This is a genomic window from Streptomyces sp. NPDC092952 (assembly GCF_044754785.1).
Taxonomy (GTDB): Bacteria; Actinomycetota; Actinomycetes; order Streptomycetales; family Streptomycetaceae; genus Streptomyces.
Window position 1 is genome coordinate 600923 of the sequence record NZ_JBIVPT010000001.1, and the last position, 14589, is coordinate 615511.

Genomic DNA, 14589 nt, shown 5'->3' on the forward strand with positions numbered 1-14589 from the left:
GGTTTCTGTGTGCCGTTCGTGAAACTAACCTGGAACGTCACCGACCCACGCGGTCGGGTGTGTCGAATACTGCGGACTTCTGCCGCAAGGCAGAAGGAGCGCAGATTGCGGTAGCCACTGACGGGCTCGGCATGCGGTTGAGGACACGCACACGAGCCCAGGCACACCCCAGGCACAAGGTCTGAGCGTACCTACCGCGTCGACTCCGGTCAAAACAAATCCGTCTCACCCCGACACGCCGGGTCCTCTTCAGCTCATCGAAGCACCCTCGCCATCCCGGAGAAACCTCGCCCCGTGCCCAAACCCCGCGAGCTGCGTCGTCTCAGCCTCCGGCAGACCTCTCGCGCTCGAAATGGCTGCGGAGCAGCGCGAGGTCCTCACGGTCCTTCGGACGGCCGGCTCTCTGCTTCCAGGCGAACACCTCAGGAAGCGGGCAGAAAGGTATCCCCCGGATCAATTCCGCCCCCTCGATGAGGGCGTCCGTCCCGGAGCCACCGGGCAGCCAACGGTCGAAGAACTCAAGAGAACCGTCGAACAGTTTCACCGTACTGCCGTGCCCTGACAGCGCGGGCACCGGCTCGGACAGGCGGGTGACCGTCCGCCACGCCGCCCCTCTTGCCACGATGTCCAGATCTCCGACCGACTCGCGGATCCCGTGGGCCAGCAGCGGACCACTGCCTGCGACCACGTAGTCCCGCACGGCCAGGTCGAGCGAGAGCAACCTGCGGATCAGCGGATGCGCGGTGAGACACACGGGCCCTCCTAGAGGACAGGCAGCCCCACCGCGGAACGAGCGGCCATACCCATCGCGAGGGAGGCGATGACACTGGCCAGCGTACCGATGAGGAAGTACTCGGAGGCATGTTTTCCGTGGTCGTGCGTGGGCACGCGGGCCAGGGACTTGGCGGCGAGCACCAGAGCCGCGGCCTCGGGCCGGCCGGCGGCGATGAAGGTGAAGAGGAGACCTCGCTCCAGGAGCCCGATGTTCTTGCTGCCGCTCAAGAAATCCAGCGCCTTCGTCTTCTCCGGAGTGTCGGGCATCGCCTCGACCTCGGCGCACACCCGTGCCGTGGCCGCTCGGGCGAGAAGCCCACCGCCGAACACCGCCAGGAGGAGAGCCGACAGAAAGACCGCCGACCGGTCGCTCAGCAGAAACTCACCTCCCAGCGCGGTAGTCCTGCCGCCCGCCGTCCACAACAGCAGCAGAACGGCGACGCAGAGAAGAACCGCTCCGACGCGCCTCGTGAGCATCGTGGAACCGCCGCTCAGAGGCAGGGTCAGCGAGAACCCCGGACCCGCGCTTCCCCCAGGGTGGTGCACCAGAACCGAACCTCCCGCGAGCAGTACGGCGACCGCGAACGCGGACCACGCCTTGGGTTCGTGCATGTACGGGGTGATGACATATGCGCTGTAGACGCCCACGAAAAGGACCGTGAGCCACGGTCGGGTTCGTTGCCATCCCGTTCCCCACGGCAGCGCCAGCGCTGCCGACATCCCGAAGAAGACGCGGGCCGTCTCCATGCTTGCCCCCCAAGGCCAGATCCCGAAGGCGGGATGCTACCCGGGCCCCACCCCGCGTCCGTGCGATTCCAGCCGTCAGGCGGTCTCCGGAAACGCCGAAGGGCGGCCACCCCGTACGCAACGGGGTGGCCGCCCTCAGGACCTGTCAAGCGACCCGCTTACTGGTTGTACGGACCGTAGTCGTAGTCCTCCAGCGGAACGGCCTGGCCGGAGCCGGTGCCGAACGGCGAGTAGTCGATGTCCTCGTAGCCGACGGCCGAGTACATCGCGGCCTTGGCCTCCTCGGTCGGCTCGACCCGGATGTTGCGGTAGCGGGACAGACCCGTACCGGCCGGGATGAGCTTACCGATGATGACGTTCTCCTTGAGGCCGATGAGGCTGTCGGACTTGGCGTTGATCGCCGCGTCCGTCAGGACTCGGGTCGTCTCCTGGAAGGAGGCGGCCGACAGCCAGGATTCCGTCGCCAGCGAGGCCTTGGTGATACCCATCAGCTGCGGACGGCCGGAGGCGGGGTGACCGCCCTCGGTGACCACACGACGGTTCTCGGTCTCGAACTTCGAGCGCTCGACGAGCTCGCCCGGCAGCAGCTCCGCGTCGCCGGACTCGATGATCGTCACGCGGCGGAGCATCTGCCGGATGATGATCTCGATGTGCTTGTCGTGGATCGACACGCCCTGCGAGTTGTAGACCTTCTGGACCTCGCCGACCAGGTGCACCTGGACCGCACGCTGGCCGAGGATGCGCAGCACGTCGTGCGGGTTGGTGGCACCCACGGTGAGCTTCTGGCCGACCTCGACGTGGTCGCCCTCGCCCACCAGCAGACGGGCACGCTTGGAGATCGGGAAGGGGATCTCGTCGCTGCCGTCGTCGGGGGTGACGACGATCTTCTTGGTCTTCTCGGTCTCCTCGATCCGGACCCGGCCCGCGGACTCCGAGATCGGGGCGACACCCTTGGGCGTACGGGCCTCGAAGAGCTCGACGACACGGGGCAGACCCTGGGTGATGTCGTCACCGGCCACACCACCGGTGTGGAAGGTACGCATCGTCAGCTGGGTACCGGGCTCACCGATGGACTGGGCGGCGATGATGCCGACCGCCTCACCGATGTCGACCAGCTTGCCGGTGGCGAGCGAGCGGCCGTAGCAGAAGGCACAGGTGCCGACCGCGGACTCGCAGGTCAGGACCGAGCGGGTCTTGACCTCCTCGACGCCGTGCATGACCAGCTGGTCGATGAGCACGTCACCGAGGTCGACGTTGGCCGGCGCGATGACCTTGCCGTCGACGACGACGTCCTCGGCCAGCATGCGGGCGTAGACGCTGGTCTCGACGTCCTCGGTCTTGCGGAGGACACCGTCGGCGCCCCGCTCCGCGATCTTCAGCTTGAGGCCGCGCTCGGTGCCGCAGTCCTCCTCGCGAATGATCACGTCCTGCGAGACGTCCACCAGACGACGGGTCAGGTAACCCGAGTCGGCGGTACGCAGGGCGGTGTCCGCCAGACCCTTACGGGCACCGTGCGTGGAGATGAAGTACTCCAGCACGGACAGGCCCTCGCGGAAGGACGCCTTGATGGGACGCGGGATCGTCTCGTTCTTGGCGTTGGACACCAGACCACGCATACCGGCGATCTGACGCATCTGCATCATGTTTCCTCGGGCGCCCGAGTCGACCATCATGAAGATCGGGTTGGTCCGCGGGAAGTTCGCGTTCATCGCCTCGGCGACCTCGTTGGTCGCCTTGGTCCAGATCGCGATGAGCTCCTGCGTGCGCTCGTCCTTGGTGATCAGACCGCGCTCGTACTGCTTCTGGACCTTCTCGTCCTGCGCCTCGTAGCCCGCGACGATCGCCTTCTTGGCCTCGGGGACCACGACGTCGGAGATGGCCACGGTGACACCGGAACGGGTCGCCCAGTGGAAGCCGGCCGCCTTCAGGTTGTCGAGCGTCGCCGCCACGATGACCTTGGGGTAGCGCTCGGCGAGGTCGTTGACGATCTCGGAGAGCTGCTTCTTGCCGACCGAGTAGTCGACGAACGGGTAGTCCTCGGGCAGCAGCTCGTTGAAGAGCGCGCGGCCCAGCGAGGTGCGCAGCCGGAACGAGTCGCCCGGCTGGAACTCCTGCTCGCCCTCCTCGGCGACCGGCGGCACCCAGCCGCGCGGCGGGATGGTGCCCACCGGGAAGCGGATGTCGACCTTCGCCTGGAGCGACAGCTCGCGGGCGTCGAAGGCCATGATCGCCTCGGCCGTGGAGCCGAAGGAGCGGTCCTGTCCGACGACCTCGCGCTCCTCCTCGTCCGTGGTGAGGAAGAAGAGGCCCAGCACCATGTCCTGGGTCGGCATGGTGACCGGACGGCCGTCGGCCGGCTTGAGGATGTTGTTCGAGGACAGCATCAGGATGCGGGCCTCGGCCTGCGCCTCCGCGGAGAGCGGCAGGTGCACGGCCATCTGGTCACCGTCGAAGTCCGCGTTGAACGCGGTGCAGACGAGCGGGTGGATCTGGATGGCCTTGCCCTCGACCAGCTGCGGCTCGAAGGCCTGGATGCCGAGACGGTGCAGCGTGGGCGCACGGTTCAGCAGCACCGGGTGCTCGGCGATGACCTCTTCGAGGACGTCGTACACGACCGTGCGGCCGCGCTCGACCATCCGCTTGGCCGACTTGATGTTCTGCGCGTGGTTCAGGTCGACCAGGCGCTTCATCACGAACGGCTTGAAGAGCTCCAGCGCCATGGCCTTCGGCAGACCGCACTGGTGCAGCTTGAGCTGCGGACCGACGACGATCACGGAACGCGCGGAGTAGTCCACACGCTTGCCGAGCAGGTTCTGACGGAAGCGGCCCTGCTTGCCCTTGAGCATGTCGGACAGCGACTTCAGCGGACGGTTGCCGGGGCCCGTGACCGGGCGACCACGACGGCCGTTGTCGAAGAGCGCGTCGACGGCCTCCTGGAGCATGCGCTTCTCGTTGTTCACAATGATCTCGGGCGCGCCGAGGTCGAGAAGCCGCTTCAGGCGGTTGTTGCGGTTGATGACGCGGCGGTACAGGTCGTTCAGGTCGGAGGTCGCGAAGCGGCCACCGTCCAGCTGCACCATCGGACGCAGGTCCGGCGGGATGACCGGCACGCAGTCGAGCACCATGCCCTTGGGCTTGTTGCTGGTCTGCAGGAACGCGGAGACGACCTTGAGGCGCTTGAGCGCACGGGTCTTCTTCTGGCCCTTGCCGGTGCGGATGATCTCGCGGAGGCGCTCGGCCTCCTCGTCGAGGTCGAAGGACTCCAGGCGCTTCTGCAGCGCGGCGGCGCCCATGCAGCCGTCGAAGTACGTGCCGAAGCGGTCACGCAGCTCGCGGTAGAGCAGCTCGTCGCCCTCCAGGTCCTGGACCTTGAGGTTCTTGAAGCGGCTCCACACCTCGTCGAGACGGTCGATCTCGCGCTGCGCACGGTCGCGCAGCTGCTTCATCTCACGCTCGGCACCCTCGCGCACCTTGCGGCGCACGTCGGCCTTGGCGCCCTCGGCCTCCAGCTCGGCCAGGTCGGTCTCGAGCTTCTTGGCGCGGGCTTCCAGGTCGGCGTCGCGACGGTTCTCGATCTGCTGGCGCTCGACGGAGACGTGCGCCTCCAGCGACGGCAGGTCGCGCGTACGGCGCTCCTCGTCCACGAACGTGATCATGTACGCGGCGAAGTAGATGACCTTTTCCAGGTCCTTCGGCGCGAGGTCGAGGAGGTAGCCCAGGCGCGACGGGACGCCCTTGAAGTACCAGATGTGGGTGACGGGAGCGGCGAGCTCGATGTGGCCCATCCGCTCACGGCGCACCTTGGCGCGCGTGACCTCGACGCCACAGCGCTCACAGATGATGCCCTTGAAGCGGACACGCTTGTACTTGCCGCAGTAGCACTCCCAGTCCCGGGTCGGACCGAAGATCTTCTCGCAGAAGAGTCCGTCCTTTTCGGGCTTGAGCGTGCGGTAGTTGATGGTCTCCGGCTTCTTCACTTCGCCGTGGGACCAGGTACGAATGTCGTCCGCGGTGGCGAGGCCGATCCGCAGCTCGTCGAAGAAGTTGACGTCGAGCACTTGTCGTCAATCCCTCTTTCGGGGGTTCGAGCCCCCTCGCGTCAGGCGAGAAATCGGGGCACTTCAGCAATGGTCTGAACGGGTCCGGGGAGAGCCGGCCGGATCACGGGGATCCGGCCGGCCAACCCGTCAGACCTCTTCGACGCTGCTCGGCTCGCGCCGGGACAGGTCGATACCGAGCTCCTCCGCCGCGCGGAAGACGTCCTCGTCGGTGTCGCGCATCTCGATGGACATGCCGTCCGAGGACAGCACCTCCACGTTGAGGCAGAGCGACTGCATTTCCTTGATGAGCACCTTGAAGGACTCGGGAATGCCCGGCTCGGGGATGTTCTCGCCCTTGACGATGGCCTCGTAGACCTTCACGCGACCGGTCACGTCGTCGGACTTGATGGTCAGGAGCTCCTGGAGGGCGTATGCGGCACCGTATGCCTCAAGGGCCCACACCTCCATCTCACCGAATCGCTGTCCACCGAACTGGGCCTTACCACCGAGCGGCTGCTGGGTGATCATGGAGTACGGGCCCGTCGAGCGCGCGTGCAGCTTGTCGTCGACCAGGTGGTGCAGCTTCAGGATGTACATGTAGCCGACCGAGACCGGGTCCGGGAACGGCTCGCCGGAGCGGCCGTCGAACAGCTGGGCCTTGCCGGAGGGCTGTACCAGGCGGTCGCCGTCGCGGTTCGGGATCGTGGCCTCGAAGAGACCGGAGATCTCGTCCTCGCGCGCACCGTCGAAGACGGGGGTGGCGACGTTCGTGCCGGGGGCGACCTGGTCGGCGCCGATGGCCTGGAGCCGCTTGGCCCACTCGTCACCGAGGCCGGAGACGTCCCAGCCGCGGCTGGCGAGCCAGCCGAGGTGGATCTCCAGGACCTGTCCCGGGTTCATTCGGGACGGGACACCCAGCGGGTTGAGGATGATGTCGACCGGGGTGCCGTCCTCGAGGAACGGCATGTCCTCGATCGGGAGGATCTTCGAGATGACGCCCTTGTTGCCGTGACGGCCGGCGAGCTTGTCACCGTCGGTGATCTTGCGCTTCTGCGCGACGTAGACGCGGACCAGCTGGTTCACGCCCGGCGGCAGCTCGTCGCCCTCTTCGCGGTCGAAGACGCGGACGCCGATGACCTTGCCGATCTCGCCGTGCGGGACCTTCAGCGAGGTGTCGCGGACCTCGCGCGCCTTCTCACCGAAGATCGCGCGGAGCAGGCGCTCCTCGGGGGTCAGCTCGGTCTCGCCCTTGGGCGTGACCTTGCCGACGAGGATGTCACCGGCGACGACCTCGGCACCGATCCGGATGATGCCGCGCTCGTCGAGGTCGGCGAGGACCTCCTCGGAGACGTTCGGGATGTCCCGGGTGATCTCCTCGGGGCCCAGCTTGGTGTCACGGGCGTCGACCTCGTGCTCCTCGATGTGGATCGAGGAGAGGACGTCGTCCTGCACGAGGCGCTGCGACAGGATGATCGCGTCCTCGTAGTTGTGACCCTCCCACGGCATGAACGCCACGAGCAGGTTCTTGCCGAGGGCCATCTCGCCGTTCTCGGTGGCCGGACCGTCGGCGAGGACCTGGTCGGCGACGACCCGGTCGCCCTCGGAGACGACGACCTTCTGGTTGACCGAGGTGCCCTGGTTGGAGCGCATGAACTTGGCGATGCGGTACGTGGTGTACGTGCCGTCGTCGTTGGTCACGGTGATGTAGTCCGCGGAGACCTCCTGGACCACACCGTCCTTCTCGGCCTTGAGCACATCGCCGGCGTCGGTGGCGCAGCGGTACTCCATGCCGGTGCCGACGAGCGGGGCCTCCGACTTAATCAGCGGCACCGCCTGACGCATCATGTTCGCGCCCATGAGGGCACGGTTGGCGTCGTCGTGCTCCAGGAAGGGGATCATCGCGGTCGCGACGGACACCATCTGGCGCGGCGAGACGTCCATGTAGTCGACGTCCGTGCCGGGCACGTAGTCGACCTCGCCGCCACGGCGGCGGACCAGCACGCGGGACTCGGCGAACCGGAGCTCGTCGGTCAGCGGCGCGTTGGCCTGCGCGATGACGAAGCGGTCCTCCTCGTCGGCGGTCAGGTAGTCGACCTCGTCGGTGACCTGGTCGTCGACGACCTTGCGGTACGGCGTCTCGATGAAGCCGAAGGCGTTGATCCGGCCGTAGGAGGCCAGCGAGCCGATCAGACCGATGTTCGGGCCTTCGGGCGTCTCGATCGGGCACATGCGGCCGTAGTGCGAGGGGTGCACGTCACGGACCTCGAACCCGGCCCGCTCGCGGGAGAGACCACCCGGGCCGAGCGCGTTGAGACGACGCTTGTGCGTCAGCCCCGACAGCGGGTTGTTCTGGTCCATGAACTGCGACAGCTGGCTGGTGCCGAAGAACTCCTTGATGGAGGCGACGACCGGCCGGATGTTGATCAGGGTCTGCGGCGTGATCGCCTCGACGTCCTGGGTGGTCATGCGCTCGCGCACGACGCGCTCCATACGGGCGAGACCCGTACGGACCTGGTTCTGGATCAGCTCGCCGACGTTACGGATGCGGCGGTTGCCGAAGTGGTCGATGTCGTCGGTCTCGACGATGATCGACCGGCCGGACTCGCCGACCGTCTCGGTCTCACCGGCGTGCAGCTTGACCAGGTACTTGATCGTCGCGATGACGTCGTCGCTGGTGAGCACACCGGCTTCGAGCGGCTCGTCCGCGCCGAGCTTCTTGTTCACCTTGTAGCGGCCGACCTTCGCGAGGTCGTAGCGCTTCGGGTTGAAGTAGAGGTTCTCCAGCAGCGTCTGAGCGGCCTCGCGGGTGGGCGGCTCGCCCGGGCGCAGCTTGCGGTAGATGTCGAGCAGCGCGTCGTCCTGGCCCTGGGTGTGGTCCTTCTCCAGGGTGGCGCGCATGGACTCGTACTCGCCGAACTCCTCCAGGATCTGCTCGGTGGTCCAGCCGAGAGCCTTCAGGAGAACGGTGACGGACTGCTTGCGCTTGCGGTCGATGCGGACGCCGACCATGTCGCGCTTGTCGATCTCCATCTCCAGCCAGGCACCCCGGGACGGGATGATCTTGGCGGAGAAGATGTCCTTGTCGGACGTCTTGTCGATGGAGGAGTCGAAGTAGACGCCCGGCGAGCGGACCAGCTGCGACACGACGACACGCTCGGTGCCGTTGATGACGAAGGTGCCCTTGTTAGTCATCAGCGGGAAGTCGCCCATGAAGACCGTCTGGGACTTGATCTCGCCGGTTTCGTTGTTGGTGAACTCGGCGGTGACGAAGAGCGGGGCGCCGAACGTGAAGTCGCGCTCCTTGCACTCGTCGATCGAGTTCTTCGGGGGCTCGAAGCGGTGGTCGCGGAAAGTCAGCGACATCGACCCGGAGAAGTCCTCGATCGGCGAGATCTCCTCGAAGATCTCTTCCAGGCCGGACTTGGTGGGGACGTTTTGTCCGCTGTCCAGAGCAGCCTCGACGCGAGCCTTCCATGCGGCATTGCCGAGGAGCCAGTCAAAGCTCTCGGTCTGCAGCGCGAGGAGGTTCGGAACCTCGAGGGGCTCCTTGATCTTTGCAAAGGAGATGCGCAGCGGGGCGGTGCTGGCACCGTTGTTCGTATTCGCGGTCGAGGCGTTGCGCGAGGCGGCCAAGAGGGGGTCCTTCCGAGGGCTCGGACTCACTACGCGCGTACCGGTCCCAAGCCGGACACGATGGCAGTCGAACCCCGACTCAAGCCAAAAGGCCAGGTCAGAGGCGATCAATCATCGGTGCTCAAGCGAGGGCATGCCCCTGGTGACGGGCAGGAGGCAGCTAACAGGCAGCGCAAAGGGTCAGTGTAGCCAAAAGGCACACTGATGTCCAGTGGGGGTTCTCAGAGACCCACGTCGCTCTCAACAGCTGTTCTCAACACCCATGGCTAGAACCTTTGCGCGCGATGCGCTCTTCTTTACTGCCCGCTCCGTCCACGATCCATGCCTCGGATCCCGGATCGTTGTGACGACGCGTCCTGAGAATTGCGCGCCGCGTGCGGTTCGTCAAGGCCCTCCCCCGGGGAGGAGGCCCCGGGCCCTCCGTCCGGCCCGCCTTCCGGCACCGGTCGGCCGCCCCGAGAGGCAACAGCGATGATCACCATACTCGTCAACGCGGGAAGAGCAAGGCAGCCGCTTCGGGTACGCCGAAGGGCGACCACCCCGATGGGTGATCGCCCTTCGTCAGATGACGTCCGTGCCGTGCGGCACGGGGCGCCAGGAGGAGTCAGCAGACTCCCTGAGTCACTTGACCTCGACGGAAGCGCCGGCGGCCTTGAGGGACTCGGCAGCCTTCTCGGCGGCCTCCTTGGCAACCTTCTCGAGGACCGGCTTCGGGGTGCCGTCGACGAGGTCCTTGGCCTCCTTCAGACCCAGCGAGGTCAGCTCACGCACGACCTTGATGACCTGGATCTTCTTGTCGCCGGCGCCGGTGAGGATGACGTCGAACTCGTCCTTCTCCTCGACGGCCTCGGCAACGGCGCCCGGGCCGGCCGGACCGGCGACGGCGACGGCCGCGGCGGCGGTGACGTCGAACTTCTCCTCGAAGGCCTTCACGAACTCGGAGAGCTCGATGAGGGTCATCGTCTCGAACTGCGCGAGCAGGTCTTCCTGGGACAGCTTCGCCATGATGGCGTCCTTCCACTAAATCGGCGGGTGCCGGATGTACATGTAGGCGGGCGTACGTTCGGCCCGCTGCGACCGCCTCCCGGACGGGTGGCGGTCAATGCGCGAGCCGAGTTACTCGGCACCGCCCTGCTCGTCGAGCTTGACGCGAAGCGCCTCCGCGGTGCGGACGAACTTCGACGGCAGCGCCTGGAGGAGCTGAGCAGTCTGGGACTGCTTGCCCTTGAAGGCACCGGCCAGCTTGCTGAGCAGAACCTCGCGGGACTCGAGGTCCGCAAGCTTCTTGATCTCATCGGCGGACAGCGCCTTGCCATCAAGGACACCGCCCTTGATGATCAGGTTCGGGTTCTCCTTGGCGAAGTCACGAAGACCCTTCGCCGACTCCACCGGGTCACCGGTGATGAAGGCAACCGCCGTCGGACCGGTGAACTGGTCGTCGAGCGAGGTGATCCCGGCCTCGTTGGCCGCAATCTTGGTCAGCGTGTTCTTCACCACGGCGTACTGGGCGTTCTCACCGAGCGAACGACGCAGCGTCTTGAGCTGCGCCACGGTGAGACCCCGGTACTCGGTCAGCACAGCGGCGTTCGAGCTGCGGAACTGGTCCGCGAGCTCGGCTACCGCGGCAGCCTTGTCGGGCCTTGCCATGAGCGTCGGCCTCCTTCCGGGTGATGAGGACCGCTCAGAAGGGGCCGGGAAAGACGAAACGCCCCGGCGCAGGCGCCAGGGCGTAGCTCGACCGAATCGAAATCCGGGAGCTTTCCACAGTCACCTGCGCAGGTCGTCCGTACTCAACGGATCCTTCGGCCACCGGCCCTCTTGCGAGAGCACGGCAACGACCAGCGGTCTTTGGCTTCTGTAGGAGAGTACGCGACCGTGGTCGCGCCGAGCAAATCCGTCCCGTCCGGGTCGGACCGGGACCGTCAGGACGCGGTCCCGGCCGCCCCCTGCTGCTGCTTCAGCAGCTCGGTGAAGTCGACCGTGTCGGCGGCCGCGGGCCGCTCGACGGAGACCTTCGTCCCGTAGTCGCTGTAGTACACCGTCGAATTGAACTCGCCGGTCTTCATCTGGCCGCGCTCGACCTTCTTGACCAGCAGGTCGTTGGCGTCGACCCAGATGTCGACCTGCTCGGTGGTGATGCCCGCCGCGTCGAGCTGCTCCTTGAGCTGCTTCAGCTGGGCGGCGTCGAGCTCGGAGTTCTTCCCGGTCAGCGCGGCGACGTCGACGGTGCCGGAGTAGTGGGTGGTCTGCACTCCTCGTACGTCCTCGGCGCCGACCTTCTTCACGTCGCCGGAGGCCAGCAGCGACTTCACGCCCTGCTCGGGGGTGGTGTTCTGGATCTGCTGCTTCATCGCCTCGCCGGAGGCGCCCGCCATCTTGGCGAGGTCGGCGTAGCGGTAGCTGATCCAGTGCTTGCCGCCGACCTGCTTGGAGAAGCCCTCGCCCATGTTGGCGACGTAGCCGTCCTTGAAGTACCGGGCCTGCATCGTGCCGTCGCCGCCGGACTGCTTCATGGTGTCCGCCATGGTGCCGCCGGTGTAGGTGATCTCCATGGTGCCGGAGAGCCCGTCGGACCAGTCGACGGTTCCGGTCTGCTTCATGGACATCACGGCGCCCATCTGGGTGGTGCCCTCGATCTTGGCCGAACGCTCCCCGCCGGTCTTCTTCTCCACGCTGCGCAGCGCGGCGATCGGGTCGGCCTTCACCACACCGCCGGCCTTGTCGGTCCCCCGGTCGGCGCTCTTGCCGCTGTCCGACCCGCTGCAGGCCGCGACCGACGTCAGCGCCGCCACCGCCGTCACCGACAGACACACGCGTCGCACGGTACTGGTCCTCATGTCAGCTTCCACCCCTCGTTCGGCTCCGTCGGGACCTCACGCTAACGCACGCCTCCGACACCGCCTTCGGTATGACGTAAACGAGGACGGGCCCCGCACCTCGAAAGGTTGCGGGGCCCGTCCCTTGTCACACGTGACGCGGCCTGGTGCCGAGCGCGGAGGCTCAGACGGCGGCCGGGTCCTCCTCGACGAGGAGGTTACGGGTGCGGTTGGCGTCCAGCGGGATGCCGGGGCCCATCGTGGTGGCCAGAGCGGCCTTCTTGATGTAGCGGCCCTTGGCGGCGGACGGCTTCAGACGGAGGACTTCCTCCAGCGCCGCCGCGTAGTTCTCCACCAGCTTGGTGTCGTCGAACGAGACCTTGCCGATGATGAAGTGCAGGTTCGAGTGCTTGTCGACGCGGAACTCGATCTTGCCGCCCTTGATGTCGGTGACAGCCTTGGCGACATCGGGGGTGACGGTGCCGGTCTTCGGGTTCGGCATCAGACCACGCGGACCGAGCACGCGGCCGAGGCGGCCGACCTTGCCCATGAGGTCCGGGGTGGCGACGACGGCGTCGAAGTCCAGGCGGCCCTTGGCGACCTCGTCGATGAGCTCGTCGGAGCCGACGATGTCGGCGCCCGCGGCTTCCGCGGCCGCAGCACGGTCACCGGTCGCGAAGACCAGGACCCGGGCGGTCTTGCCGGTGCCGTGCGGGAGGTTCACGGTGCCACGGACCATCTGGTCGGCCTTGCGCGGGTCGACACCCAGGCGGAAGGCGACCTCGACGGTGCCGTCGAACTTCGTGGTCGCGGTCTCCTTGGCGAGACGGACGGCCTCGAGCGGGGCGTAGAGGCGCTCCCGGTCGACCTTGGCGTCCGCAGCCCGGAGGTTCTTGCTGCGCTTCACTGCTGCTCCTGTGGTTTCAGAGTGTGGAGTCGTGGTGCGGGCCAGCGCTTGGCCCTACCACTGAGGACGTGAGGGGCTGAGTCAGCCTTCGACCGTGATGCCCATGGAACGGGCGGTGCCAGCGATGATCTTCGACGCGGCGTCGAGGTCGTTGGCGTTCAGGTCGGGGAGCTTCGTCGTGGCGATCTCACGGACCTGGGCAGCCGTCAGCTTGGCGACCTTGGTCTTGTGGGGCTCGCCGGAGCCCTTCTCCACGCCCGCAGCCTTGAGGATCAGCTTGGCGGCCGGCGGAGTCTTCGTGACGAAGGTGAAGGAACGGTCCTCGTAGACCGTGATCTCCACCGGCACGACCATGCCACGCTGCGACTCGGTCGCGGCGTTGTAGGCCTTGCAGAACTCCATGATGTTGACGCCGTGCTGACCGAGCGCGGGGCCGACCGGCGGGGCCGGGTTGGCCGCACCGGCGTTGATCTGGAGCTTGATAAGCCCCGTGACCTTCTTCTTCTTGGGAGGCATTGCTCTCTCCGGGTCCTAGTGAGAGTGTTTCGCCGCCGTCCGGTCATCCGGATGGAGGCATACCGCACAACGATAACGGGTATAGCTGCGCGACCAAAAACCGAGCAGGTCAGACGGGCTTCTCAGCCGGTCTGACCTGCTCGGTAGGCATGTGTCCAGAATCAGCCGGGAGGCTCAGTTCTTCTGGGACTGGTGACGGCCTGGTCCAAGCAGGGGAAAGCCTACCGGGCAAGCTCACAGCCTGGGAAAGATCGGTCGCCGACCGCCGTCATTGGTCATCATTGGTCGCCCTCGCACGGCCCACAGGCGGCCCGGCCGTCGGCGGCCCGGCTGCGCCAGACGACAACCCCCTTCCTCTACCCTCCCCAGGGTCCACCACGTCCGCCACGCCGCCACATCGCAGGTCAGAGACTCGGATGCGTGGCGGGTGCCGTTCGTGTGGCGGATCGCACCCGCCACGAGGCGGGTGCGGGTCAGAGAGGAAGAGCTGAAAGGACCGCCCGCCGGGCGGACGACTTCGGCGCCCAGTCCGTCCGGGAACCAGGCCGCCGGGCGGCCTCGGGCAGCGGCTTCGGCAGACGGCTCTTAAGCGGGGGACTCGCCCGGGCGAGTCCCGGTAGGCCGCGTCAAAGCAAGAGGAGCACCGCCGGGCAGGGGGCGTGCTCCTCTTCGCTGTTCACGCGCTTCAGGCGCGTACCACAACAGAAACCACCCCTTCTTTTTTCTTAAGAAGGGAAGCTCTGCGTCACCGCGTCACCAAGCGACAAAAAACGGCCTCTGACCTGCTGAAACAGGCGTGACGCAGAGGGCCGATCCTGCGTCACCTCTGCGTCACCTGCGTCACGGCCCGCGTCACCGTGACGGACGCCTGCGTCACGGATGACGCACTCCGACACCTCTGCGTCACGCCAAAACCCCAGCTCAGACGGCACGCGTGACGCTCGTGACGCCGTGACGCAGAAATCCGGTCCTTGGACAGGTGCCGGGCGGGCGCGGGACCAGCACGGCTCGATCGTCGTGCGCGGCCTCTTCTGCCTAGCGGTCCAGGGGCGTGAACGACGTCCCCTGGACCGCGCTCAGGCGGGGTGTCCCCTTCGGGCCTGCTAGACGCTAAATCCCAGCTCAGGCCATCGATGGAGTGCTAGCGCTCCTGCTA

9 protein-coding genes are annotated in these 14589 nt (G+C 66.7%); all 9 read right to left on the bottom strand.

Annotation, left to right across the window (positions count from 1 at the left end):
- Positions 1 to 322: 322 nt before the first annotated feature.
- The gene (locus ACIQGQ_RS02745; protein WP_366294711.1) at positions 323 to 754 is read right to left on the bottom strand and encodes a hypothetical protein; all 432 of its coding nucleotides are present in this window, start codon (positions 752 to 754) and stop codon (positions 323 to 325) included.
- 8 nt (positions 755 to 762) lie between these two features.
- Entirely contained in the window at positions 763 to 1521 is a 759-nt protein-coding gene (locus tag ACIQGQ_RS02750) for a hypothetical protein (protein ID WP_402389761.1), read from the bottom strand.
- A 158-nt stretch (positions 1522 to 1679) separates the two neighbouring features.
- Positions 1680 to 5579, bottom strand: coding sequence for a DNA-directed RNA polymerase subunit beta' (locus ACIQGQ_RS02755; RefSeq protein ID WP_402389763.1), 3900 nt, complete (start codon positions 5577 to 5579; stop codon positions 1680 to 1682).
- 129 nt (positions 5580 to 5708) lie between these two features.
- The gene (rpoB, locus tag ACIQGQ_RS02760) at positions 5709 to 9194 is read right to left on the bottom strand and encodes a DNA-directed RNA polymerase subunit beta (RefSeq protein ID WP_402389765.1); all 3486 of its coding nucleotides are present in this window, start codon (positions 9192 to 9194) and stop codon (positions 5709 to 5711) included.
- 621 nt (positions 9195 to 9815) lie between these two features.
- Positions 9816 to 10199, bottom strand: a complete 384-nt coding sequence (gene rplL / locus ACIQGQ_RS02765) for a 50S ribosomal protein L7/L12 (RefSeq protein WP_352276120.1) — start codon at positions 10197 to 10199, stop codon at positions 9816 to 9818.
- Between the two features lie 111 nt (positions 10200 to 10310).
- Positions 10311 to 10841, bottom strand: coding sequence for a 50S ribosomal protein L10 (gene rplJ, locus ACIQGQ_RS02770; protein ID WP_352276119.1), 531 nt, complete (start codon positions 10839 to 10841; stop codon positions 10311 to 10313).
- Between the two features lie 275 nt (positions 10842 to 11116).
- Positions 11117 to 12031 (bottom strand): hypothetical protein, encoded by a 915-nt coding sequence (locus ACIQGQ_RS02775; protein ID WP_402389767.1) that lies wholly within the window; start codon positions 12029 to 12031, stop codon positions 11117 to 11119.
- Positions 12032 to 12194: 163 nt separating this feature from the next.
- Positions 12195 to 12917, bottom strand: coding sequence for a 50S ribosomal protein L1 (gene rplA / locus ACIQGQ_RS02780; protein ID WP_352276115.1), 723 nt, complete (start codon positions 12915 to 12917; stop codon positions 12195 to 12197).
- Between the two features lie 81 nt (positions 12918 to 12998).
- Positions 12999 to 13433, bottom strand: a complete 435-nt coding sequence (gene rplK, locus ACIQGQ_RS02785; protein ID WP_006126872.1) for a 50S ribosomal protein L11 — start codon at positions 13431 to 13433, stop codon at positions 12999 to 13001.
- Between the last annotated feature and the right edge of the window lie 1156 nt (positions 13434 to 14589).